This is a genomic window from Vibrio sp. D404a (genome assembly GCF_030248535.1).
GTDB lineage: Bacteria > Pseudomonadota > Gammaproteobacteria > Enterobacterales > Vibrionaceae > Vibrio.
The window spans coordinates 23,265-48,113 of sequence record NZ_JAHGAJ010000036.1 but is presented as its reverse complement, the minus strand read 5'-3'; the positions used below and the strand labels follow the sequence as shown (position 1 = coordinate 48,113).

Sequence of the window (24,849 nt, the reverse complement as noted above, 5' to 3'; positions counted from 1 at the left end):
TTTTATTTCGTAGTGGTGTGTAACCTTTCGTGCTCAATGTCTCATTTCTATAACTTTAATGGAAACGTTTCCATAAGGCGGTTTTTGATCACAGTAAGGTGGCTGGTGTGTGAGTAGCATTACCCTCGAAATATAAATAAAAGACGTCGACGCTCTCCATTCTAGTTAGGGGAATGAACAGCAGTACGACACTAAGGAACTAAAATGTCTGATAAAATTACGCTACAAACCAAGCTGTCCTACGGCCTCGGAGCACTCGGTAAAGATTTCGCCTGTGCACCCATCTACATTTTCTTAATGTTTTACTTTACGGATGTCGCAGGTCTCTCTGCCGCGTTCGTTGGTACCATCTTTTTAGCGGCACGTATTATCGATGCTGTGACCGATCCAATGATGGGTGTCATCGTTGATAACACACGCTCAAAATTCGGTAAATTCCGCCCTTGGATTGTGATTGGTACAATGCTGAATGCGATTGTGTTGGTCGGCCTTTTCAGCACGCACATGTTTGAAGGTACGACTCTGTACATCTACGCAGCAGCGGCATACATCCTATGGGGGCTTACCTACACCATTATGGATATCCCTTACTGGTCAATGATTCCGGCACTGTCTAGTGAACGTCAGGAGCGTGAAAAGCTGGTCGTGTGGCCACGTCTGTTTGCAAGCCTTGCATGGTTCATTACAGGTACCTACGGCCTACACATTGTGGGTGAGCTTGGTAACGGTAACCAAGGTGACGGCTTCTTCAATGTTGCGATGCTGATTGCGGTTCTGTTCGTGATGAGCGCATTCTTGATTGCACGTAACGTCAAAGAAAAAGCAGCTCCAGCTAACGCAAAACCAGCAGAAAAATTCAGCTTTAAAGATGTGCTTACTATCATTGGTAAGAACGACCAACTTAAAGCGCTTATCGGCACTGTGTTGTCTTTCCAAATTGCTAACCTACTTGTTGGTGGCTTCGCGATTTACTACTTCTCTTACGCACTGGGTAACGCCGAGTTATTCCCTGTTTACATGGCGGTGGCAGGTGCAGCTGAAGTAGCGGGTGTGTTCTTGTTCCCACGTATTGCGGCATTCTTACCACGTAAGCTTCTATGGCCTATCGCTTGTGGTTTCCCTGTTCTATCTTGTGTACTTCTACTATTGATGGGCTTCATCGCTCCAGCTAACGCGCTAATGATTGGTATGGCAGGCGCTGCAATCAAGTTTGGTGTGGGTATTGCGAATGCACTGCAAACAGTCATGCTTGCAGACGTAGTGGACTATGGTGAACACAAAACTGGCCGCCGCAGCGAGAGCGTTATCTTCTCTGTACAAACAATGCTTGTGAAATTCGCAGGTGCTGCGGGTGGCTTCATTGTTGGTGTGGGTCTATCTGTTGTGGGTTATGTGCCAAACGTAGAACAATCAGCAAGCACTATTATGGGACTAGAATTCATGATGATCGGCCTACCGGCAATCATGATGACCATCAGTGGCCTTATCTACCAACGCTACTACCGCCTACACGAAGGCTTCAACAAAGACGATGCAGACCAAGTAGAGCAGGGCGAACGAGTGACGGCAGAAGCATAGACTATCTAATCTATTAAGCCTAAATAGAGGGCATAAATCTCTAATTACAGAAACCAGCCTATAGTGATGTAGGCTGGTTTTTTGTTTGGTGGCTTTGTGCAATAAAGGGCTAGCTTATTTCTGGACATATCTAAACTAGAGAGTCAACTCTAACTTGGTTTATTCGGATAAGTAAAAGTATGTTGATGTCTTAAGCATGGCTCATAGCAGCAAACTTACATTTATCTTTCAACAAACTTATAACAGGCTTTACGGCAACAAATGTTGAAGTCGTATTATCATGCTGCCAATGAACCCTATGTTCTCTACGTTTACTAATAGTTACGCATATGTGATTTTTAGCGCGGGACAAGGCAACGTATATTGCACAATTATCCTCAAATGTTTGTTCGGAATAGTTCCAAAAAGCCTGATCTTCTAACCCCATAAAGTATACAGTATGATACTCAAGACCTTTACACTTGTGGATGTTCATTAAATGTACAGCGTTCTCAGCACTAAATAGCTTTGCAGCATCTTCTAATGAATTGGTCTGATTACACATATTTCTCAAATGTACTTCAAGCGCTTGCCATACATGACTAAAATAAGCAGAGGATTTATATTGTTTCCATCTTCCTTTTATTTTTGACATACCAATCTCATGAATAAAGCTTTGAATATAAGATAATAAGTCATCAGCCGTTGTTGCTATTGTTATTAACTCTTGTTTTAGAGAGATAAAATTAACTAGAGAAGTAGTTAATGCTTCTTCTTTATCATCATCGGGCTCAACCTTGTTTAAGGCTAAATTAACTTTAAATAGCTCGGTCATGACTTTGGGTTCAGGATGCACTAACGCTTTTAAAAACTGCGAGAATAATTGCCCAAGAGGTTCTTTTAATGCATCTTGTAGGTCGGTCATGTCGAGGTTGTTTATACCAAGCTTCGTTAACTCAGCTCTCAATATTTCAGTGTACTGTGATGTTTGCTGCTTAGTTAAAACAGAAATATCGCTTGCGTTGATACCACTTCTGATTGCTTCATTTATACTGTGAGCAATGAATGAGGCTTCTTGATGTTCATCACTGAAAGCATTTAGAGAGCAGTTTTCCGGAATTGTTGATACTTCTTGGATTGTAGATTTTGGGTTCTGTACAAATTGCAATACTACTGCTAGAACATTTTGTATTTCACTAGATGCTCGGTAGTTCTTGACTAGGAGTTTTTTTTGTGCCGAAAAGTCATTTAAAAAGTCAGTGAATACAGTTTGACGAGCTCCGGCCCATAACATGATACTTTGGTTAATATCTCCAACAGTTAAAATCTTAGTATCGGAGTTCTGAAACAACAATTGTAACAACTCGTATTGCTCATTAGTCGTATCTTGAAACTCATCCACAAAAACATATGCATAAGAATAAGAAAACATTGTCCGTAGATCTTCTCTTGCTCGCAAGATGCGTAGTGCCAAAGCTAGCAAGTTGTCCATCAATATTTTGTTGGAGCCATTGGCATCTTGGCGACGAAAGACGATATCGTAATTGTCTATCGGACGCTCATTTTCAGGAAGAATATTTTTGAATCTATCAACGATACTTTTGCTGAATGCGTGGAATGTAAAAGAGTCAAAACGTGTAGCTTTATGACCGCAACGCTTATTTATTCTCTCTTTTATGTTTAACTGAGCTTCGGTTTTAAACGTAAGAGATAAAATTCTTTTTGGCCAAACACATTTATCTGTAAAGAACAAATAATTTGCTTTTTGGGCCAACAACTCTGTTTTTCCTGCACCTGCACTTGCTAGTACAGCAACCGATGCATCACAGGTAATAATATCCATTAGTTCAGTTGTAGCTTCTATGTTCTCTGATGGCTTCCAATCAGTCATTACTCAACTACCTGTTCGGATAATTCAACAATGCGTTCCATCAATCGTGTTAACTCTGGTGGTAACTTTTCTAGTATCTCTCGAGATGTATATTGCTCCTCAAGTTTAGTAAACATACGAACATGAGATGCAGGTTTACTTTTATTCGATAAGAAACGATAGCGATACCATAAGAAGTTCCTTTCCCAATCTGACCCAAAATCAAACCGTTTACCAACATTTCCTTTTTTGAGTACAGCTTTAATTAGCGCCGCCTCTCTTTTTACAGTATCTTCTTCTTCCTCATCTTCTTTGCCATCAGAGGGACCTCTCTCTCCATAGGCTTCATCTTTTTCACAAAAGATCTCAGGAAAAGCACAAATCATTGAATAATCGATATCTAGTGGACTAGAAAAATAAACATTACATGCTTCTAATTCATCTGTAATTATCCTTGTTTTTCCATCTTCATAATGTATTGAAAATGAATCAGCGTTTCGCTCGCTACTCCAGTCGGGGATATAAGGGATAATGTTTTCGTTAATATAATCGCTCTTTATTTCATCCATTAAAAGTAATTGTTCCACGACATACTTCATACGGCCAAAACCACCACCATTACGATCAATATCAAAGTCTAATAGTGTAACAAAAGGGATCTTTAGAGAATTAAGCAAACGCCAGAAATGGTTAACATGCTTTCCACCAAGTGGAACCACCGATATTGAATGACCGTCAATGTCTTTTCCAAAGTGTTCCAGCAACTTCGGAAGAACAACCTGCTCACTATCGCCTTCACCTAGTATCACTAGTTTAGAAAAGTAAATTTCTGGATAGGCCTTTACAGCTTCGCTAATATACTTAGCTTGCTCATCAGTATCTTCAGGCAATAATAAGGCTTGAATCTTGGTACATATATTCTCATTTTCTAGTCGAAAATGACGTATTTGTGTTGGTTCTATACGCCCAACCAATGAAGCGGAGTGCGTAGAAATAACTGATTGACAGAGTTCAGTCGCACCATAATCTTTTACTAGCTTTATTATTCGACCTAAATAGTGTGGTGATAAATGGTTCTCAGGCTCCTCAAGCACGATCAAGCTAAAAATAGGTAACTTCATCTTATCAGCATCAAAATTTGATGGTTGATTATCAACAACAGCTTGTCGTGTCGCTTTATCTATATCAAATAATGCTTTGGTTAGAGCAAAGTAAACTAGAGATTTTTGGCCATCACTTAGTCGACTAGTATCAACCTTGTTTCCAGTTGCATCTGGCATAAACTGAAGCTGTATAAGTCTCAATATTTCATCCACATCACCGACAGGAAAATTAAGCCCAGCTTGAGTGAGGTGACGCCCCTTGTATATCTCCTGCCAATTGTGATTAATCGCGCGTGTGATTTGGGTTAAAGCTGGGTTGTCTGATGCTAATTGGTTCAGTTGCTGAGCTTGTGCTTCAAAAGACTCTTGCTCCCCCTCTGACCATTTAATCGCCTTGAGTAAACGACCCAATATGGCTTTTGATGAGTACTTTAATTGAACTAATGGGTCTCTATTGGCAGGTACATAGTTGACTTGAATCGCATTCCTTTGGGTTGCAGACAAACGATGCTTATTATCGTCTTCAGGTTCTTCCATATCACCATCGATTACCCAAATATTTTCGTCTACATCTCCTAGAGGGTTGTAGTCAAAGCTTAGGCTTGCTTCCAATCGAACCCTAAATATGATTTCACCAGTTGAACTAGATGCTGTAAGTCCATTAATTAAAGGTGGAATCGATGGATTTCCGTTTGCAAGACTGAACCATGCCTCTATAGTTAAATTTCTTGGTGTTACAGGATCCACATCGTCAGGTAAGTGAAAATCAGAAGGTACAATACCACGTAAAGAATGGTCGATTGAAAACAACTTATTTAGAGCCTCTAACGTGGCACTTTTTCCTGTTCCGTTGTGACCAATAAAAACTGTTAGCTGAGGATCAAACTCTATTGTTTGAGGATGGCTTATGGATATGCTTTTGTAGCCAGATACTACTAGTTTCTTTAATAACATGCTTACCACTTGTTTGTAGAGGATTCTGTTCGAGTCGCTTAAATAATCAAGAAATCTAATTACACCTTAAGCAACCAATTGATAAGTAAACCCTATCATATTAGGCGGTGAGGGTTTTTTAGAAATATCAAGTTTTGGGGCAGAACCGAGCTAGCTCTTCTGAAGATCGAGAGCCATAGTCGATTGGTATAGTGGCGCGGAATAACGCTGGAAGATACTGCTGAACTGCTCTTGGTTATCGAGCACAAAAGTTACTCGAATATGATCTACATTACATGTGGTGAGGATTGAGCGTAACCAGCTAGCCAGAGAATCATTTAGAAGCCCCTCGCAATTAATAAACCAGATCCACGTTGGCTTATCACTTAGGATGATATCCATGATTTGCGACTTGTTTCTGTAATCTTTATCTGCAAGTGAGAGTAGGTCGATGTAGATCGTTTGAACCCCTAATCCATTGTTGATGCGATTGTATGTATTCTGGAGGTCTTCTCTACACTCATTAGTGAAAGTATGAAATCTCATCATACCCAGCTCCCAATACCCATTTATTAGGCGCTCATGCGAGCCAACAGGCCATTTATCCAAATTAGGGGCGATAGATTGTGGGGTTGTATTCTTCATTCATCCATCCTATTTGTTGGGTGAGTGCCCCGTCTTCTTCGCTAACTGTTGCATCGCTTCTGCAAAGGTTGTTGTCCCACCTTTTGCTTTAACCTGAACCACCTTAAACCCCATTTTCTCCAGCGCTTTGCGCTCTTCCACAACGGCTTTGTCATCTTGCTGACTGCCTGGTACTGGCTGATGAATATAACACCCTTCTAATTGACCATCTTCAACCAGCTGGTGGTGTTTTAGTGCGTTTATATCAAATTTCATAGTGAGTCTTTTGTTTTGTAGAGAATATAAGTGCTAAGGCAAGAAGGGTTAAGTGAGCATAGCCTTTATTGCTTGCAGTGACTACAGCCTAACTCTATTAGTAATGTTTTGGAAACAGTAAAACGCTTTAGGGCTTACTAATCACAAAGTAACCAACCTGTTAAAGTGTTGTGATAAATAATTACAATTAAAGACAGGACAATGTGATGCAAGGGATAGATAGCTACGAAGCGTTCATCAACGCCGCCAAAGAGTTCATTCCTCAAGAACGAATTATTACCGATTACCTTAGAAAGCTTGCGTACGGAACTGATGCAAGTTTTTACCGACTAGTTCCTAAAGTTATTGTGCAAGTTGCTAATGAGCAAGAAGTGATTGAGCTAATGATGTTGGCAAGCCAAATGAGTTTGCCTATTACCTTCCGAGGTTCAGGGACGAGTTTATCGGGTCAAACCATTACAGATTCCATTCTGATATCGATCACATCGGATTGGAAAGACTTTGAAATTCTCGATGAGGGCCAACGAATTCGCATGCAATGTGGAGTTCTGGGTGGCGATGCCAACCGATATCTCTCACCTTACGAACATCAACTGGCGCCAATGCCAGCGTCAATTGACGCCGCCAGCGTTGGTGGTATTGCGATTAACAATGCGGCCGGAATGAATTCAATGGATACCTATGGCGTGATGGACTCCGCGCGCATTGTATTTCTGGATGGAACAGTACTCGATACCGGATCGAGTAGCAGCCGTGAAGCGTTCAAGCAGACGCATGCTCAAATGGTTGATGAGATTACACAGTTGTCAAAGCAGCTCAAAAGTAATACTGCATTGAGTGAGCGGATTGCTCGTAAGTATGAAATCAAAAATACGACCGGTTATGGCTTGAGATCTTTGATCGATTGGGAAGATCCGATAGACATCATTTCTCACTTGTTGATTGGCTCTGAAGGCACGCTCGGCTTTATCTCAGAAATTACTCATAACACGATTCGAAAGTATCCACTGAAGGCGTCGGCATTTTTGGTGTTTCCAGATATCCGAACTGCCAGCAACGCGGTAACTCGATTTAAATTGAATAATACGCCAGTGTCCGCTGCTGAAATGATTGATTACTTTGCGCTTAAGGCGGTGCAGCACATGGACGGAGTGCCGAGCTATATTGCCACGGCTCCTGAAGGTGCAACGGCGATTCTGGTTCAAACTGAAGCCGATGAACAAGCCGTGCTTGATGCGCAGATTCAGACAATATTGACTGAAATCGAAGACCTTGAGTTGGTTGTGCCAGCAAGCTTTACTGATAAGCCTCAAGAGTATCAGGCGTACTGGAACATTCGCAAAGGTATATTCCCAGCCGTTGGTGCGACGAGACCAAAGGGCACAACAGCACTGATTGAAGATGTCGCTTTTCAGATAGAGACGTTGGCGGATGCATTGACGGACTTGCAACAGTTAATGCAAGAGTATGGCTACTACGATGGTGTGATTTATGGCCATGCGTTAGACGGTAACTTACACTTTATTTTCTCTCAAGGGTTTGGTTCGCAGCAAGAGGTGGAGCGATACGAGAGGTTCATTGATGCTGTCTGCGATATCGTCGTCAATAAGTATGATGGCTCTTTGAAAGCAGAACACGGTACAGGCCGAAACATGGCGCCTTTTGTTCGTAAAGAGTGGGGAGATGAAGCGTATAGCTACATGCTTAAAATCAAGCAGATCTTCGACCCGCAAGGCATCTTAAACCCCGATGTCATGATCACCGAGAATCCTAAGCTGCACATCAGTAACCTTAAACCGATGGAAGCAGTGAGTGACATTGTCGATCAGTGTATCGAATGTGGGTTTTGTGAGCGTATGTGTCCGTCTCGAAACCTGACTTTGAGCCCACGCCAACGAATCATAGGTAAGCGCGAACTGGCTCTCTTAGACGGGGAAGACAAAGCCGCATTTGCCGATAAATATGACTACATGGCTGTGGATACTTGTGCTGGCTGTGGCTTATGCTCAACCGTTTGTCCGGTCGGTATTAATACTGGTGATTTAGTAAGACAGCTGCGTCATGACCGTCATGCTGATAAAGAAGGGGTGTCAGAGTGGATCGCTAATCACTTCGATACAGTAACAACGGCAGCAAAGGCGACTTTTAGTGTCGCAAATACGACCCACGGCGTGCTTGGTACTAAAGCAATGGGAGCCGTAACACGAGCAGCTCGTAAGGTGTCTGGAGAAAAAGTGGGTTTTTGGAACCCTCAAATGCCGACAGCCGCAAAGAAAATTACTATCAAAGGCAGAAGCAATAGCGATAAAAGTTCAAACAAACCTAAAGTCGTTTATCTACCAAGTTGCGCCAGTCGTACGATGGGGCCAGCAAGAGATGCCAAGAATCAGACATCGTTAGTCGATAAGACAGAGAGTTTATTGATAAAGGCAGGTTTTGATGTGATCTATCCTCAGCGACTCAATGAGCAATGCTGCGGCATGCCGTTTAAGAGCAAAGGGATGTTCAATCAGGCTCAAACTAAGGCGTTAGAAACGGTACAGATGCTGCTGGAAGCAAGTAATTATGGTGAGTTTCCTGTCTATTGCGACACCAGCCCTTGTACGATGCAACTGTTGGATTTCATGGACCCTCGTATCAAATTGTACGAGCCGGTTGAATTCATTCATAAATACATGATGGATAAACTGGATTTCACCCCGACGGACGAAAAAATCGCGCTTCATATTACGTGCTCTGCACGACGCATGGGCCTAGATAACAAGATCGTGGAACTGGTCAACGCGTGTAGCAATAACGTCGTTATTCCAGATCAGATTACCTGTTGTGGTTTTGCTGGAGACAAAGGCTTTACTACTCCTGAGCTCAACGAATCTGCTTTAAGCACCTTGGCAACTCAGGTTGAGGGGTGCCAAGGCGGTTATTCTACGAGCCGCACTTGTGAGATTGGTTTGAGCCATCATTCAGGGATTGATTACCAGTCGATTGTCTACCTGGTCGATGAGTGTAGTGAGCCCATCGCCGTTAGTTAATCGGTCATAGTGATTTAACACCAAACGCTTACCTTGCTTCCCCACAAGGTAAGCCACTAAAAGTGTTCGCTCACTATAAGACATCCATTTTTTATTCTTATAAACTCACTTCAACAATGTAATTCAGCGTTGTAACAAGTGCATTCGAGTTATGGTTAAAAACACCGACGATTTTCTGATTTTTTATCAGCTTATAGAACAAGGCTCTTTCAGCAAAGCAGCCGACCATGTGGGGCTAACGAAATTCGTTGTTAGTAAACGGATCACACGTCTAGAGCATGATTTAGGTGTGCAACTTGTCTATAGAACGACGCGCAAACTCACTTTGACCGAGGCGGGTGAAATCTTTTATCGCCATGCTCGAGAGGTTGCCAATTCGGTCTATAACGCGGAGCAAGATCTGCAAGGGCTCGATGAAAAACTCTCTGGCTCTATTCGCATTTCGGTTCCCACGATATCTGGTGAACTGATCCTCCCGAAAGCAATATCAGACTTCAACAAAAAGTATCCGAAAATTCATATCCATATGGATCTAGATAACCGTTTTGTTGACTTGATTGGAGAAGGCTATGATATGGCGATACGTACCGGGGTTTTGCCTGATTCAAGTTATATCGCCCGACGGCTCTTGGATGTTCACTGGGTGATATGTGCAGCGCCAGAATACCTCAAAGAAATGGGTAGCCCTAACTCACCTCAAGACTTGAGAATGCACAACTGCTTGGGTTATTCCTATCAAGAAACTGGGACATTTGAGTGGTTGTTTAAAGGAGATGAAGGTGTTTATACCCTTCATGTTACAGGTAACTTCAGTACAAATAACGCTTCAGCGCTCCGACAAGCTGCCTTGTTGGGACAAGGTCTCGTCTACGTTCCTAAGGTTTTGGTGGCAGAAGATTTGAAAAGTGGTCGGCTGGTGGAGGTACTCCAAAACCAAGTAGGCAAGCGACTCGGAATCTACGCAATCTATCCTTACACCAAGCACTTGCCCATAAAGACGAAGTTGTTTATCGAGCATATTTACAACTATTACAACCGAGCTAAAGATAGTTTCTAGCCTTTCCTCATGAAACCGAGTTTTTCTCCTTAAGTGACTAATTATTCAATCTATCAATTGCACTGCTCACAGTTATTTTTAGTTTGGCTGAGAGTGGTGAAATTTTATAAAATTAGAATAAATACTCTAATAAAGTAACTAAAAATGCATGTTTTTGGTTGGCAATTATATGTTTTATAAACAATAAAATGGATATTGAGTGTTCACTCTTTTGGTTTGCCGAGTGATTATCGCTCAAGAATTAAACATTTGCGTGGTGAATGATTTGGACTTTAGCGCAATTAATTTATAGCTGAATAGCTCATGCCGAGATTTTATAAATGATTCTTGATGGGTTATGTGTGAATAAAAATATGCTAAAGGAAAAAGCAGATGCACTATACAACGTTAAAAATGAAAGGCTTAATGCCACTGTCCGCCATAGCAGTGGCAATGACATTCTCTATGTCAGCGCAAGCGGCACCATTCTCTGGATTCGATGAATCTAACTTGCCGACCAAATACATCGTCAAGTTTAAAGAAGATACATCGAGCCCTTCACTCATGGGGGGAAACCCCTTTTGGGGGCCACGCATTGTGCAAGAGTCGGTATTAGACCAACTCAAAGCACGCAAAGTAGAAAAGCTGGGAAATAGCTCAATCTACAGTGTGGAGATGGAAGACTCAGAGTTAGGGAAACTGCGTGATCGTAGTGATGTTGAATATGTGGAAATTGACCCACCACGATACCTATTAAGCGAAACCACCCCTTGGGGATACGAAGCGGTGAATGCTCAGCTTTTGGATGACTCAAATGCTGGCAATCGTACAGTGTGTATTATCGATTCAGGCTACGATCTCGCTCATAACGATCTGAGCGGCAACCTTGTGTCAGGGACTAACGACAGCGGCACCGGTTCTTGGAGCGTACCTGGAAACAATAACGCGCACGGCACACACGTAGCAGGCACCATCGCTGCGATTGCGAATACTGAAGGCATTAAAGGTGTGATGCCAAACCAAAACGTGAATCTGCATATCGTCAAGGTATTCAATGAAGCGGGCTGGGGTTATTCGTCCAGCTTGGTGAAAGCGGTACAAACGTGTGCAGACAATGGTGCGAACGTGGTTAACATGAGCTTAGGTGGTAGCCAATCAAGCGTGACCGAAAGAAATGCGCTAAATGCCGTTTACGATAACGGAGTTCTGTTGATAGCCGCTGCTGGTAACGATGGTAATACAGCGCACAGCTACCCTGCGTCTTACGACTCAGTTATGTCGGTCGCTGCGGTTGATGATAAGAGCGACCACGCTGCGTTTTCTCAAGCAACTAATCAAGTTGAGATTGCAGGTCCGGGTGTAGCCATTCTATCTACCGTGACGTTAGGCGAAGGCAAACTATCCGACATTAGGTTAAACGGTGTCAGCCAATTTGAGCGTGGTATTGTGCCACACAACCGCTTAGTTCAAAGTGGCGGGAGCTACGGTCCTGATCCAGTCGCAGGTTCAATTACGGCAGAACTGGCAAGCTGTGAGGTCTCTGGTAGCCGTTTCAATTGTGGCGATATGTCAGGCAAAATCTGTTTGACGGAGCGTGTCGGTAATCAGTCATCGGGGAGCTACCCAGAGATTGATGCAGTTCAAGCGTGTTACAACGCTGGAGCAAGCGCAGCGATTGTGTACAGTAACTCCGAACTACCGGGTTTGCAGAACCCTTTCCTTGTTGATCAATACAACGCAGCACGCATGGTGTCGGTGACGGTTGATCGTGCGTTTGGCCAAGAGCTGGTGGGCTATGTCGGCCAAGAGATCACGGTTTCAACAACCAAAGGTGAAGACTATGAGTACTACAACGGTACTTCCATGGCGACACCTCACGTAACAGGTGTTGCGGGCTTAGTGTGGAGCTATCACCCAACCTGTACCGCTGCACAGGTGCGTAATGCGCTGATCAAGACAGCAACGGACATTGATGTCGTGGGGCGTGACAATCGCACTGGTCATGGTCTTGTGAACGCAGATGCCGCGAAGCAATATCTAGATGCGGGTTGTAATGGTCCTGATGGTTCAGGTAGTGGAACCGATCTGAACAGCTACACCAATTCTGATGCGGTTGCGATTCCTGATAACAGCACTGCAGGCGTTGTAAGTGAACTAGATGTGGTTCGTTCCGGTGATGCGGGTATGGTAACGATTGATTTAGATGTTGCTCATACCTACATTGGAGACTTGCGTATCACACTCACTTCTCCAACGGGCGGACAAGTGGTGCTGCATGATAATCAAGGCGGCAGTGCCAACGATATCAATACCACTTACCAAGTCGACTTCTCTGGTTTTGAGTCTCAGGGTACTTGGGAACTAAAAGCGGTAGACAGTGCCAGAAGAGACACAGGAACCATCAACAGTTGGACACTAACCTTTCAATAAGGAGTGACTATGAAGGCGTTGAACTTAGTTTCGTTGTCCGCAATGGGTGTGAGTGCGCTATTAGCACTCGGGCTGAGCTCACACAGTTTAGCTAACAACCAAGGTTTTCCTTTGGTGGATAAACGCTCTGAACAAGCTGAACAACAACCTACGCGTTACTTCGTTAAGTATGTAGAAGGGAAGGAAAGCGAGGTGAGAGCGCTTCTTCAACAGCACGACATTCAAGTGGTCGATGTGCTGTTGGACCAGCATGTGCTGATTGTGACTGGCGAGCAATCCGAACTGGATAACCTTGCTGAGCACGAATCAGTGGAATACACCGAGCCAGAGCCTGTGCGAAGGCTATTGTACCAGTAAAACATCTCAATAAGCTGTTCAAATATGCAAACGCCCCATACTCGAGGGGCGTTTTTTGTTGCTATCTCTAATGGCCTGCTCTCACATCACTTATACCCTTGAGAGGATAGGAAAGAGTGAATTTGCTCTCTTTTTTCTCTCATGAACTCGATGAACAGCTGAGATTTTTGAGGAAGGTGAGTTCGATCTTGGTAGACCAATAGCATGGTTTTATCTTTCGGAACCCAAGGTTCGAGAAGGAGTTTGAGTTTGTTTTCCTTAAGCTCTTTGTAAAGCATGGATATAGGAAGATAACAAATGCCTGCACCGTCTAAGCAAAGTTGTTTGCTGACAAAAAAGTCATCGCAAGTGATGCCTCCCGATTGAGATATTTCAATCGTTTCATTATGGTCGCTGAAGCGCCAGGGTAGGAAATATCCTTCCACATGATTTCGAATGCATGGCAACGATGTTAGTTGATTTGGATGGTTAATCTCCGGAAGTTGGTCTGCAAGTTCACTCGATATAGCGAGTACATACTTCACCGGAGATAAGGTCATTGCAACCAATGATGAGTCATTTAATGGGCCGAGCCTAAACGCAAAATCCAAGCTCTGCTTTGTCATGTCTTGATAGCGGTTTGATGACGTGAGGTTGATTCGTATAGAGGGGTAACGCGCTTGAAATTCTGCAAAGAGTGTTGCGAGTAAGTTTTGACTCAACGCCCTTGGTGCGGTGATATTTAGAGTTCCGACCGGCTTGTTTGCAGCATCTTCTGCTTGGTCATAGAGTTCGCTGACTGTATCGGCGATCAACTGTGCTTTTGGTAGAACTTGTTGCCCTAGCTCGGTAAGTGACAATGATCGAGTAGAACGATTAATCAGTTTACCGCCTAATTGCTCTTCCAACTGCTGGATTTTTCGGCTAACGGTCGTTGTCGGTACATTCAATTGTCTCGCTGCTTCAGCAAAACTATTCAGTTCGATGACCTTTGCGAACAAAGGTAGTGCAGATATCTCTTTCATTGTGTTTGTCTTGTCCCGTATTTGGGATAGTTAAGCCCAATTATTGTATCTAGTCAATATAACCGGGATTAACTAAAGTATATCCATACCGCAGCATTCACTGCCTGAACAAATTAACGCTCAGCTCGATAGGAGAACATCATGGATATTTTAGTATTAGGCGCAACAGGTAACACAGGTTCTGAAGTGGTTCGTCAGCTTAAACTCAAAGGCGCGGACTTTGGTGTGATGGTTCGTAAGTCGAAATCTGCAGAAGCGATGGATTTGAAGGCCGAGCAGATTCGTGAAGGTGACTTCTCTGATGTTGAATCGATGAAAAGCGCAATGAAAGGCGTTAAGCGTATCTACGTTTCTATGCCCATTCACCAAGATAACGAACTATGGGTGGCGAATGTGATTGAAGCGGCACAAGCTGCGAGTGTAGAGCACGTAGTCAAACTTTCGGGCATGGGGGCAAAGATCGATGCGGGTTCTGAGATCATTCGTACTCATGTTATTACCGACAACTTGCTTAAAGAATCAAACCTACAATGGACTATCATTCAACCGAATTCGTTCTTCCAGAACTTGTACGGAAGTCTAGAAACCATCAATAGTATGGGGCAATTCTTCTTGCCTTTGGCAAACGCAAAACAGAGTGTGGTCGATATTCGAGATGTGGCAGCGGTTGTTGTTGAGGCGTTAACTGGTGATGGTCATCATGGTCAAACATATCTGTTATCAGGCCCAGAGGCTCTAACTTTTGCTGAACAAGCAGCAGTATTGTCGCAGGCCACGGGCAAAAATATCGAATACGTTGCCATCTCTGAGGAGGCTTTTGCCAGCGCCATTAAAGAAGCGGGAATGGACGAGTGGTTTGCTAACGCACTCGCTGAGATCATGGCGTGGTTTGCTACTGGAGCTTATACAGAAGTTACCGATACTGTGGAGCGTGTAACGGGCAAGCCAGCCAGAACCTTCTCAGATTTTGCCGATGAGTTTGCTCACGTCATTACCAAGTGATCAAGTGGTTCATTTGTTTCTCTGTTTAGCTATCTAGAAAGCGCCCCCCTTCGGATCGGGGCGCTCATATAACCGCACGATATGTATTGTTTTATCAAGGTCACACTTTTTACTATGCGTAGTTGTCTTTCTAATTCATTTTTATCAATAATACCGCAAAAGTTAACGTTAACATTTGAGATATTATGGTTCTGAACTCAGAATCAAAAAATTTAACAACCAATGTTAACGTTAACATTTAATAAAAATACTATAATTAGCCCTACAAGAATGTTGATAGAGGACATGATGAAATTAAGTAAAAATCGCAATTTTATATTGCTCAGTGCTACGCTGTTTTTCTTTTTCGTGACGTGGTCATTTTGGTTTTCACTATTCCCGATTTGGTTGAGCCAGCACTTAGGCCTAGATGGGGCAAATACAGGCATCATATACTCTCTAAATGCAGTTGGTGCCTTGTGCTTACAGCCTCTGTACGGCTATATCCAAGATCGCTTAGGTCTGAGAAAACATTTGATGTGGTTTATAGCGTCGCTGCTTATTTTTGTTGGTCCATTCATCATTTATGTCTACGGCCCATTATTGCAAGCGAACATTTTTGCCGGTGCAGCTGCTGGTGCTGTTTATTTAGGTGCCGCTTTCTTTGCAGGTGTTGGTGCCATTGAAACGTACGTTGAACGTGTCGGTCGTGTGTCGAACTACGAGTTTGGCAAAGCGCGCATGTGGGGTTCATTAGGTTGGGCGTTTGCTACTTTTTTTGCTGGAACGCTGATTAACATCAACCCAAATATCAATTTCTGGTTAGCTTCCGTCTCAGCAATGATTGCTGCCGTTATGATCATGTTGGTTAAGTTTGATAACACGGACACCAATAGTGATGTTGAGGCTAACCCAGTACGAGTCGGTGACTTATTTGCGCTGTTAAAAATGCCGCGCTTCCACGCTTTTGCTTTGTATATCTTTGGCTGCGCCTGCATTTACGGTGTGTATGATCAGCAATTCGCTATCTATTTCTCTTCTCAATTTGCCACCGTAGAAGAAGGTAACCGTATGTTTGGCTACCTAAATTCGCTACAAGTATTTTTGGAAGCTGGTGGCATGTTCTTGGCGCCATTTTTAGTAAACCGTATTGGCGCGAAAAACTCCCTTATCCTAGCTGGCTTCATTATGGCTAGCCGCATCATTGGCTCAGGTTTAGTCGAGACAGCGATGGGCATCTCTGCGATGAAACTACTGCACGCTGTAGAGCTTCCTATTTTATTGATTGCTGTATTTAAGTATTTCAGCAAGAACTTTGACACGCGTTTAGCTTCAACGTTGTACCTGTTTGGTTTTCAGTTCGTTATTCAAGTATTCACTAGTTTTCTATCACCACTTGTTGGGAAGTCGTATGACACCATTGGTTTCCAACAAACTTATCTAATTTTAGGCGTTGTCGTTGCTATCTTTGCCGCCATTTCAAGCTTCACTTTGGTGAGCGATAAAGAGCCATCAGTAAACAAAGAAACTGAGACAATTTCAGAAAAAGAACTGGTCAAAGCCTAATTCCCAAATTCCTTTAATCTTCTCCCCCTTATTTATGAGGGGGGGGTATTAGCCCTGGATAATCTATGAAAAATAATACGTCTAAAGCGAATGAAACATTAGCGCTTTCAGCTACAAATCTGCGTTGTCATCACCGTCCTGGTTTTCATATTGCGGCACCTGCAGGCTGGGTCAATGATCCTAATGGCTTGTGTTTTCATAACGGTGTGTATCATGCTTTTTATCAACATCACCCATACTCTTCTGATTGGGGACCGATGCACTGGGGGCATGCAACCTCAAAAGACATGGTGCACTGGCGACATCAACCTATTGCGTTAGCTCCTGGAGATGAAGGTACTTGTTTCTCTGGCTCTGCGGTAACAGATGGCGACTTGCTTGCTCTTTTGTACACTGGCCACAACTGGCTTGGTGAGGAAGGCGACGACACCAAAATGAAGCAAATCCAATGCTTGGCAACAAGTTCTGATGGAATCCACTTTGATAAACAAGGCGTAGTTATTGGTGACGCGCCAAAATCGGATATGGTTCATTTCCGTGATCCAAAAGTTTGGAAAGAGGATGATATCTGGCACATGGTTGTCGGTATGAAAGACGGCGATTTTGGTCAAATTGGTTACTATCAATCTGATGATCTTCGTGAATGGAAATATCGTGGTGTGATGGCTGAGGCGACACCTGGTATTGGCTACATGTGGGAGTGTCCAGACTTTTTCGCGTTAGAGGATAAGCGAGTATTAATATGCTCTCCAATGGGTATGGAAGCTGACGGTTACAACAACCTTAACTTCCACCAAAATGGTTATATGGTTGGAGATCTTGATAAGAACAGTTGTCGTTTTACGTTTGACCAGTTTGTCGAGCTCGATTACGGCCATGATTTTTATGCTTGCCAAACATTTGATGCGGAAGATGGCCGAAAGGTTGCGATTGCGTGGATGGATATGTGGCACAGTGAAATGCCAACAAAAGCAAGAGGTTGGTGTGGTGCTTTAACTTTACCTAGAGAGCTGAAGCTTGATGAAAATGGCAAAATCTGGCAAACACCAATCAAAGAGCTAACGTCATTAAGGGGCAAGCAATTTGATACTAGCGCTATTACTTGCCTTGATAGTGAAATCCGCGATACCGAAATTCAATCTGACCTTTTAGAAGTCAAAGCTTGTTTCTCATTAGCGGGCGCATCTGCTGAGCGTTTTGGTTTTATGTTGCGTGTCGGTGATGCTCCATTTGAAAGAACACTGGTTGGCTATGATCGTATGGCCAAGCGAGCATTCTTAGATCGTACTCTTTCAGGTGAAGCTGTCACAGGAGTACGTAGTGTAGATATAGATACTTCATCAAATACGGTTGAGCTGCATCTATTCCTCGACCGATCTTCTGTAGAAACTTTCTTGAATCGTGGCGAGCAAGTCATTACAAGTAGAATTTACCCGTCAGAGCATAGCTTGGGTTTCAAGTTATTTGCTGAAAATGGCGCTGTTGAGCTGCAGTCTCTTGAAGTTTGGCAGCTTGAAGATATTTGGAATCAATAACATTGAGGAATTCGCTTAAGGCTCTCGATTCTTAATTGATAATGCGAAGAGAGCTTTAGCGCCAAGCAGTCGAATTTCGCTCCACTTAACATTAAGAGTAACACTATGAAAATTAAAAGAGTTTGGGTCACGGGTGATGCAGTTGTTGACCTCATTCCAGATGGTGAAACAAGCTACTTAAAATGCCCGGGCGGCGCGCCAGCTAACGTTGCAGTAGCGATCTCTCGCTTAAGCGGTGATGCTGCATTTTTTGGTCGTGTGGGGCAGGACCCGCTCGGACGCTTTATGAAAGATACCCTACAGGAAGAGGGCATTGATACCACTGCAATGTTGCTTGATCATGAGCAACGTACCTCAACGGTTATTGTAGATTTGGATGACATCGGTGAGCGCAGTTTTACCTTCATGGTGAAGCCGAGCGCAGACCAGTTTTTTGCCGAGCAAGATATCCCGATGTTTTCTGAACATGAGTGGATGCACAGCTGCTCTATCGCATTGGCAAACGAGCCTTCGCGTGGCGCTACTTTAGAAGCAATGAAACGCATCAAGGGGGCGGGAGGTTACGTTAGTTTCGACCCAAATCTACGTAACGAAGTATGGTCTAACCAAGCTGAAATTAAGCCAATCGTAATGAAAGCTGTCGAGTTAGCCGATGTGGTTAAGTTCTCTGAAGAGGAGATATTATTCTTAACGGATACGGTAGAGCTTGAAGATGCGTTGACTATTTTTGAAAAGCAAGTGAACAAATTAGTTCTCATTACTTTGGGCGAAAAGGGAGCGTTGGCATTGTTTGACGGAGAACGCAGACTCATCACTGGCTCGAAAATCGATAATGTTGTCGATACCACAGGAGCGGGCGATGCATTTGTGGGTGGTTTGCTAGCGAAACTCTCTCAAACTCCACAATGGCGCAATTGGAAAAATGTTGATGCGGCAATTCGCTGGGGTAACGGTTGTGGTGCTCTTGCGACCACACAAAAAGGTGCCATGACCGCATTGCCTTCCATCGAAACTTTGTCCGAATTTATAGCTGTTTAAGTTAATTAAAAAAGGGCTAGCAAAGATTTATGCTAGCCCTTCTGTTTGCAATGTCGTCTAGACCATACGTAGAAATTTGTGGCAATTCGGACCCGCATCATCTCCAAATCTAATCACCGTAAACTCCCCCTTAGAATTCAATGATTATGTCGTTAGACTGACTCTCTCTCAATTAATGGGCATGGCAGTTTTATTAAACCGCGATCTTGACGAGTCTCAATGATATGTAGTGCCGCCTGCTTCCCAAGCTCCCTGTGTGGGAGTTGAATGGTAGTAAGGCCTGGGACGAATAAGTCGGCGATTTCATCCATGTTGTCATAACCGAGGATAGCCACATCAGTGGGGATCGATTTACCGATACGATGCAGGTGCATATAAGCGACTAATGCAATGCGATCATTACCACAAACGATGCTGTCAAAGTCATAGTTTTGTGCAATGGCTTGGTCGATGATAGTTATCGTATCATGATAGTTACACTGCTCAGACATATGCTCGAACCTGAAGTCATCGATTGCCAAATGAGAGTTTTGACAAGCCTTTTCGATACCAGATAGTCGTAAAGGGACTGCGGGTTGTTTTGAGTGCAACATAATGAATAAAGGCTTTTTATAGCCTTGTTTTAGTAAATGCTGGGTGCCAAGAAACTGACCATGAGCATCATCGGGGATATAACTTGGAATATTGTGATCGTTAGAATAACAGTTGGCTAAAACTAAAGGGACTTCTTTAAGCCTTTCAGGAACCACTACTTCTCTTAGTCCCATCGTAGCAAAGATAATACCTGCGGGTTTGTGAGAAAGTATACGATCAACCGTTTGTTCGGAAGGGGTAGGCTCTGAAGTATTAAAAATTAACGAATTCCAACCTTGTTCTTGTGCCGTCTGCTCAATTGAGTAGTTAATACCGACCGAGAAAGGAGTCGTGGCGACTTCTAAAGCAAGTACGCCGATGGTCGAGTCTTGGTAATCCCCAGTTCCTTTCGAACGCATCTTTTGAGCGGAATAGTCTGGCGTATAATTAAGGGCTCTGATGGCTTCGTTGACTTTTTTAAGGGTTGCGGGCCTAACCTTGTCAGGGTTATTGATAACACGTGATACCGTCATCGTTGAAACGCCTGCAAGTTTTGACACATCTTTGATTGAAGCCATTGTTTTCCGTTAATCTCGAAAAGTAAGAAAAATTAATTCATATTAAACAGAATTATATCGTTTTACCCTGAGGAAGTTAATTAGGGAAAACACAACTTTTATATGCAAGTTAGATGTTATTGAATCGCAGCAATGGCGACTAACTTATGTTTCGTGACGACCTATAAGGTTGGGTGAATGCGCGAAGGTTGCATCCACCTATCTAGTTTATACCTTTAAGCATTCGCAAACTTAAACGTTCGATAGCCGCCGATTAAGTTTCTTGCTTTAAACCCATTGTTTACGAGTTGGCGATAGGCTACGTTACCGCGTAACCCAACTTGGCAGTAGATAATGATCTCTTTCTCTTTTGGCAACTCATCCATGCGCTGGCGAAGTTGGTCGACAGGTATGTTGATGGCACCTGAAATATATCCGACGTTCTCAAGCTCTGCCGGGTTTCGTACATCCAACAGAATCTGATAGTCATTTAGATTAGTGACTTCATCAAAGTGGATCGGCGTCGCGTCACCCTTAATGATGTTGTTTGCCACAAAAGCGGCTTGGTTGATTACGTCTTTGGCGCTGCCAAACGGGGGGGCGTAAGTCAGCTCTAGATGCTGAAGCTGTTCAACTGTCATGCCTGCTCGTTGAGCAACCGCCATCACATCGATGCGTTTATCGACACCATCTTTACCGACCGCTTGAGCCCCTAAGATTTTTCCTGTGGACGGGTCGAACAGCATTTTGAATGAGACAATTTCCGCACCAGGGTAGTAGCTGGCGTGGCTGGCAGTGTGTACATAGACTTTTTCATAGACCACACCCTCGCGCTTTAACTGCTTCTCGTTTCTGCCTGTTGAGGCAACGGCAAGGTCAAAAATCTTACAGATGGCAGTGCCTTGTGTCCCTTGATAGGTTTCATTGCGTCCGAGCATGTTGTCGGCAGCCATGCGGCCTTGGCGGTTTGCAGGCCCCGCAAGCGGAACGAGCGTTTTTGCGCCTGTAATAAAGTCTTTTTCTTCGATCGCATCACCGACAGCATAGATACTTGGATCACTCGTTTGCATTGAATCGTTAGTGTAAATACCACCCAATACACCGATTTGAAGGCCAGCTTCTTTTGCCAACTTAGTCTCAGGACGCACACCAATGGCCATGATCAAAATATCGGTGGTGAGCGACTCACCGTTGCTAAGAACAAGGTTGAGCTCACCTTCGATATGTTGATGCTCTTCGTCTTCACCTGAGTCGATACTGGCTATATGTTGATTCGGAATGTATTCGACCGCTTCAAGCGCAACGCCTAATTTAAGGTCAATACCTTTCTCGCGAATTTCAGCATGAGCGAACCCCGCCATTTCACGATCAACAGGTGTCATCACCTGATCCGCCATCTCAATTAGCGTGGTTTTGATTCCCAATTGGTGGAAGGCTTCCATCATCTCTAAACCAATGAATCCGCCACCAACCACCGTTGCGTGTTCAGGTTTATTCATTTGAATGATTTTAATGATGCGATCCATGTCTGGGATGTTTCGCAGTGAGTGGGTCAGTGGGTTATTAATCCCAAGAATTGGAGGAACTACTGGGCCGGCGCCAGGGCTGAGCAAGAGGAAGTCATAGCTTTCAATATACTCACGACCATCTAGTAGATTCTTAACGGTAACTCGTTTGTTGTGTCGATCGATTGATACAACTTCATTCATCACACGCACATCAACGTTAAATCGAGCTAAGAAGCTTTCTGGAGTTTGTAGGAGGAGCTTACTTCTATCCTTAATATCGCCACCTATGTGGTATGGCAAGCCGCAATTAGCGAACGAGACGAAACTTCCTCTCTCGAACATGATAATTTCTGCATCTTCACTCAAGCGACGAGCACGTGCAGCAGCAGATGCTCCGCCTGCAACGCCACCAACAATAACAATTTTAGTCATAAGGCCACCTTTTAATCTTCTGGTTGGTGATTACTATAAAACCAATAATTAGATAAGTCTAATTTAAATTTATCTAAATTAGAATTGACTAATAAATAAAGTTAAACCATCATAATATCCAGAATTAAGTGATGAGATTAAAACGATGAACGTTGAAGAGATGCGGGATAACGCAAATGAAACTGCTGAGTTTTTAAAATCGATGGCTCACCCTGATAGGTTAATGGTGCTGTGTCAGTTAGGTAAGGGCGAAGTAGGGTTTACAGAATTGCTGAAATCTTCTCATTTAAGCCAGTCTGCATTTTCTCAACAGCTCACTGTGCTTAAGAAGAAAGGCTTGGTGAAAGTGAGAAAAGAAGCGCAACAAGTGTTTTATTCGTTAGCCGATGAACGAGTCATGATGTTGATGGAGTCACTTCACAGCGTATTTTGTAAACATCAACAAGAGGGTAAGTAGATGGAATTCTCTATACCTTGGCACGCACTAGCTGGTGGTGCTTTGCTCGGCTTATCTGCAGGTCTGCTCATGTTATTTAGCGGAAAAGTTGCAGGAATAAGTGGGATTATTAGTGGATTACTTGCCCCTAAAGCGGGAGATCGACTGTGGCGAGTATTGTTTCTGTTTGGCATGGTGACCAGCATTATATTTACACGCCCAATTGGTTTTGAATTGCCTGATTTAAGCACAATGAATCTTGGCTTGGTTGTGGTTGCCGGTGGATTGGTAGGTATCGGCACGCGCCTAGGTAATGGCTGTACCAGCGGACATGGCATTATTGGCATGGGGCGTTTCTCTAAACGTTCAATCGTCGCGACCTGTACCTTTATGATTGTCGCGATTGCCGTTGTATTTGTACGTCGTAGTTTAGGAGTGCTCTAAATGAATCCTGTCTCTTTGTTTGTCGCTCTTTTGTCTGGCGTACTATTCGGTGCTGGAATGAATATCTCTGGCATGGTCGATCCGGCTAACATTTTTGCGTTTCTCGACATCACAGGTGATTGGGACCCTAGTCTTGCGTTTGTGATGGGGGGCGCTTTACTCGTATTTACGCCTTTCTACCATTTCATTATTAAACCTCGCAGTAAAACCGTTGATGGCAATGCTTTTAGCCTGCCTACGAATACAAAGATTGATCGTAAGCTGATTTTAGGTGCGTCTATTTTCGGCTTAGGTTGGGGAATCGGTGGTATCTGCCCGGGACCAGCGGTCGCCAGTTTGGGCGAGGGTAGCATTACCATCATCTCGTTCATTGCCAGTATGATGATTGGAATGAAGTTGGTTGCGTTAGTCTCGACCAAATAGCCGTATACCAACTAGCCATATATAGCGTAATCACTTTGATACAGTGGTTAACAAAGCACACTTGTTGTTCGTTTAAAATTGAGAGAACTAAAAGCCGCTTAACAGAAATGTCCAACTTTACGGGGTCACTTCATGGAAAGCGGCTTTTAGCTGTTTACTGACTTTTTATTGTATTCAGTTAGATACGTTTCTGATGATGCAAGAAGGTACGGTAGCTAAGATGGCTATGAGTCCTCTCAGCAAGAGTTGTTTAGTAACTGCTCTTAGCTACTTCCTCACTTTCACCTAGTGTATTTAGCAGGTTTGTTAGTAAGCTAGACGCACCAAAACGATAATGCATGCTATTTTCCGCCCACTCGGTACCAAAAATAGTATCAACCATATCTAGGTATTTTTTTGCATCTTCGGCAGTTTGTACTCCACCAGAGGCTTTGAAACCAACGGTTTTTTCCACACCCATGTCTTTGATAACTGACAGCATAGCTTCAGCTGCGTCTAGAGTTGCATTTACGGGTACTTTACCTGTGGATGTTTTAATGATGTCAGCCCCTGCTTTGATTGAAATCTCAGATGCTTTTCTGATCAGCGCATTCGTTTGCAGCTCACCAGATTCAATGATGACTTTCAAAGGTGTATCACCGCAGGCTGCTTTACACTGTTTAACCATTTCAAATCCCACGTCTTCGTTTCCAGCCATAAGTGCACGGTATGGGAACGTTACATCCACCTCATCAGCACCGTACATAAGGGCCGCTTTCGTTTCTGCAACTGCAATTTCGATGTCGTCGTTACCGTGAGGGAAGTTAGTGACAGTAACGACACGAATATCAGGTGTACCTTGCAAACGTAATTGTTTTTTGGCGACAGGGATGAAACGTGGGTAGATGCAGACAGCAGCCGTATTACCTACAGATGTTTTAGCGCTCTTACACAACTCGATGATTTTTTCATCCGTGTCATCATCGTTTAAAGTAGTAAGATCCATTAATTTAAGTGCACGCAATGCTGCAGTTTTTAAATCGCTCATAGATAGCTCCTGTTGAGTTATGTCATTTAAATCTCAAGCGATTAACGACCTAATTGTCGCTCTGAATTTTAGACGCGTCCTTGCAGTATTGATCAACGAGTATTCAT

General features: G+C 43.5%; 20 protein-coding genes. 12 read left to right on the top strand and 8 right to left on the bottom strand.

Annotated features, from left to right (window positions below; translation table 11 throughout):
• The first annotated feature begins 204 nt into the window (after positions 1-204).
• Entirely contained in the window at positions 205-1,578 is a 1,374-nt protein-coding gene (gene melB, locus KI655_RS19475) for a melibiose:sodium transporter MelB (RefSeq protein ID WP_285408034.1), read from the top strand.
• Between the two features lie 190 nt (positions 1,579-1,768).
• Here the strand turns inward: melB and KI655_RS19470 are convergent, their stop codons facing one another.
• The 4 genes from KI655_RS19470 to KI655_RS19455 all read right to left on the bottom strand — a co-directional run bounded on the left by KI655_RS19470 (position 1,769) and on the right by KI655_RS19455 (position 6,363).
• The gene (locus KI655_RS19470; RefSeq protein WP_285408032.1) at positions 1,769-3,448 is read right to left on the bottom strand and encodes an ATP-dependent helicase; all 1,680 of its coding nucleotides are present in this window, start codon (positions 3,446-3,448) and stop codon (positions 1,769-1,771) included.
• Positions 3,448-5,484, bottom strand: coding sequence for an ATP-dependent endonuclease (locus KI655_RS19465; protein WP_285408031.1), 2,037 nt, complete (start codon positions 5,482-5,484; stop codon positions 3,448-3,450). Before KI655_RS19465 ends, KI655_RS19470 begins: the two co-directional genes overlap by 1 nt.
• Before the next feature lie 150 nt (positions 5,485-5,634).
• Positions 5,635-6,108 (bottom strand): hypothetical protein, encoded by a 474-nt coding sequence (locus KI655_RS19460; protein ID WP_285408030.1) that lies wholly within the window; start codon positions 6,106-6,108, stop codon positions 5,635-5,637.
• A 9-nt stretch (positions 6,109-6,117) separates the two neighbouring features.
• Complete coding sequence (locus KI655_RS19455) at positions 6,118-6,363, bottom strand: hypothetical protein (protein WP_285408029.1); 246 nt, start codon at positions 6,361-6,363, stop codon at positions 6,118-6,120.
• Between the two features lie 206 nt (positions 6,364-6,569).
• Here KI655_RS19455 and KI655_RS19450 point away from each other — a divergent pair, with 206 nt between their 5' ends.
• The 4 genes from KI655_RS19450 to KI655_RS19435 all read left to right on the top strand — a co-directional run bounded on the left by KI655_RS19450 (position 6,570) and on the right by KI655_RS19435 (position 13,218).
• Complete coding sequence (locus KI655_RS19450; RefSeq protein ID WP_285408028.1) at positions 6,570-9,395, top strand: FAD-binding and (Fe-S)-binding domain-containing protein; 2,826 nt, start codon at positions 6,570-6,572, stop codon at positions 9,393-9,395.
• Positions 9,396-9,546: 151 nt separating this feature from the next.
• A complete protein-coding gene (locus KI655_RS19445; RefSeq protein WP_285408027.1) occupies positions 9,547-10,452 on the top strand; it encodes a LysR family transcriptional regulator in 906 nt (301 codons plus the stop codon).
• Positions 10,453-10,824: 372 nt separating this feature from the next.
• Positions 10,825-12,861 carry a S8 family serine peptidase gene (locus KI655_RS19440; RefSeq protein WP_285408025.1) on the top strand — a complete coding sequence of 679 codons (2,037 nt, stop codon included), beginning with the start codon at positions 10,825-10,827 and terminating at the stop codon, positions 12,859-12,861.
• A gap of 9 nt (positions 12,862-12,870) precedes the next feature.
• Positions 12,871-13,218: an ATPase gene (locus KI655_RS19435; protein ID WP_285408024.1), complete on the top strand. Its 348-nt coding sequence runs from the start codon at positions 12,871-12,873 to the stop codon at positions 13,216-13,218.
• 86 nt (positions 13,219-13,304) lie between these two features.
• On the opposite strand, the gene KI655_RS19430 is transcribed toward KI655_RS19435, so the two are convergent.
• Positions 13,305-14,222, bottom strand: coding sequence for a LysR family transcriptional regulator (locus KI655_RS19430; protein ID WP_285408023.1), 918 nt, complete (start codon positions 14,220-14,222; stop codon positions 13,305-13,307).
• A 141-nt stretch (positions 14,223-14,363) separates the two neighbouring features.
• On the opposite strand from KI655_RS19430, the gene KI655_RS19425 reads away from it, so the two are divergent.
• From KI655_RS19425 to KI655_RS19410, 4 genes are all read left to right on the top strand, one after another.
• A complete protein-coding gene (locus KI655_RS19425; protein ID WP_285408022.1) occupies positions 14,364-15,224 on the top strand; it encodes an SDR family oxidoreductase in 861 nt (286 codons plus the stop codon).
• A 288-nt stretch (positions 15,225-15,512) separates the two neighbouring features.
• The gene (locus KI655_RS19420) at positions 15,513-16,769 is read left to right on the top strand and encodes an MFS transporter (RefSeq protein ID WP_285408021.1); all 1,257 of its coding nucleotides are present in this window, start codon (positions 15,513-15,515) and stop codon (positions 16,767-16,769) included.
• 65 nt (positions 16,770-16,834) lie between these two features.
• Positions 16,835-18,304 carry a glycoside hydrolase family 32 protein gene (locus tag KI655_RS19415; RefSeq protein ID WP_285408020.1) on the top strand — a complete coding sequence of 490 codons (1,470 nt, stop codon included), beginning with the start codon at positions 16,835-16,837 and terminating at the stop codon, positions 18,302-18,304.
• A gap of 111 nt (positions 18,305-18,415) precedes the next feature.
• Positions 18,416-19,342 carry an aminoimidazole riboside kinase gene (locus KI655_RS19410; RefSeq protein ID WP_285408108.1) on the top strand — a complete coding sequence of 309 codons (927 nt, stop codon included), beginning with the start codon at positions 18,416-18,418 and terminating at the stop codon, positions 19,340-19,342.
• 152 nt (positions 19,343-19,494) lie between these two features.
• Here the strand turns inward: KI655_RS19410 and KI655_RS19405 are convergent, their stop codons facing one another.
• Entirely contained in the window at positions 19,495-20,493 is a 999-nt protein-coding gene (locus tag KI655_RS19405) for a LacI family DNA-binding transcriptional regulator (protein WP_285408019.1), read from the bottom strand.
• 215 nt (positions 20,494-20,708) lie between these two features.
• Positions 20,709-22,412, bottom strand: coding sequence for an FAD-dependent oxidoreductase (locus KI655_RS19400; protein ID WP_285408018.1), 1,704 nt, complete (start codon positions 22,410-22,412; stop codon positions 20,709-20,711).
• Positions 22,413-22,557: 145 nt separating this feature from the next.
• Here KI655_RS19400 and KI655_RS19395 point away from each other — a divergent pair, with 145 nt between their 5' ends.
• From KI655_RS19395 to KI655_RS19385, 3 genes are read left to right on the top strand one after another with little or no spacing between them, the layout of a single operon-like run.
• Positions 22,558-22,869, top strand: a complete 312-nt coding sequence (locus tag KI655_RS19395) for a metalloregulator ArsR/SmtB family transcription factor (protein ID WP_285408017.1) — start codon at positions 22,558-22,560, stop codon at positions 22,867-22,869.
• Entirely contained in the window at positions 22,870-23,292 is a 423-nt protein-coding gene (locus tag KI655_RS19390) for a YeeE/YedE family protein (protein ID WP_285408016.1), read from the top strand.
• Positions 23,293-23,715, top strand: coding sequence for a YeeE/YedE family protein (locus tag KI655_RS19385; RefSeq protein ID WP_285408015.1), 423 nt, complete (start codon positions 23,293-23,295; stop codon positions 23,713-23,715).
• Between the two features lie 250 nt (positions 23,716-23,965).
• Here the strand turns inward: KI655_RS19385 and deoC are convergent, their stop codons facing one another.
• Complete coding sequence (gene deoC / locus KI655_RS19380) at positions 23,966-24,742, bottom strand: deoxyribose-phosphate aldolase (RefSeq protein WP_285408013.1); 777 nt, start codon at positions 24,740-24,742, stop codon at positions 23,966-23,968.
• Positions 24,743-24,849: the final 107 nt, after the last annotated feature.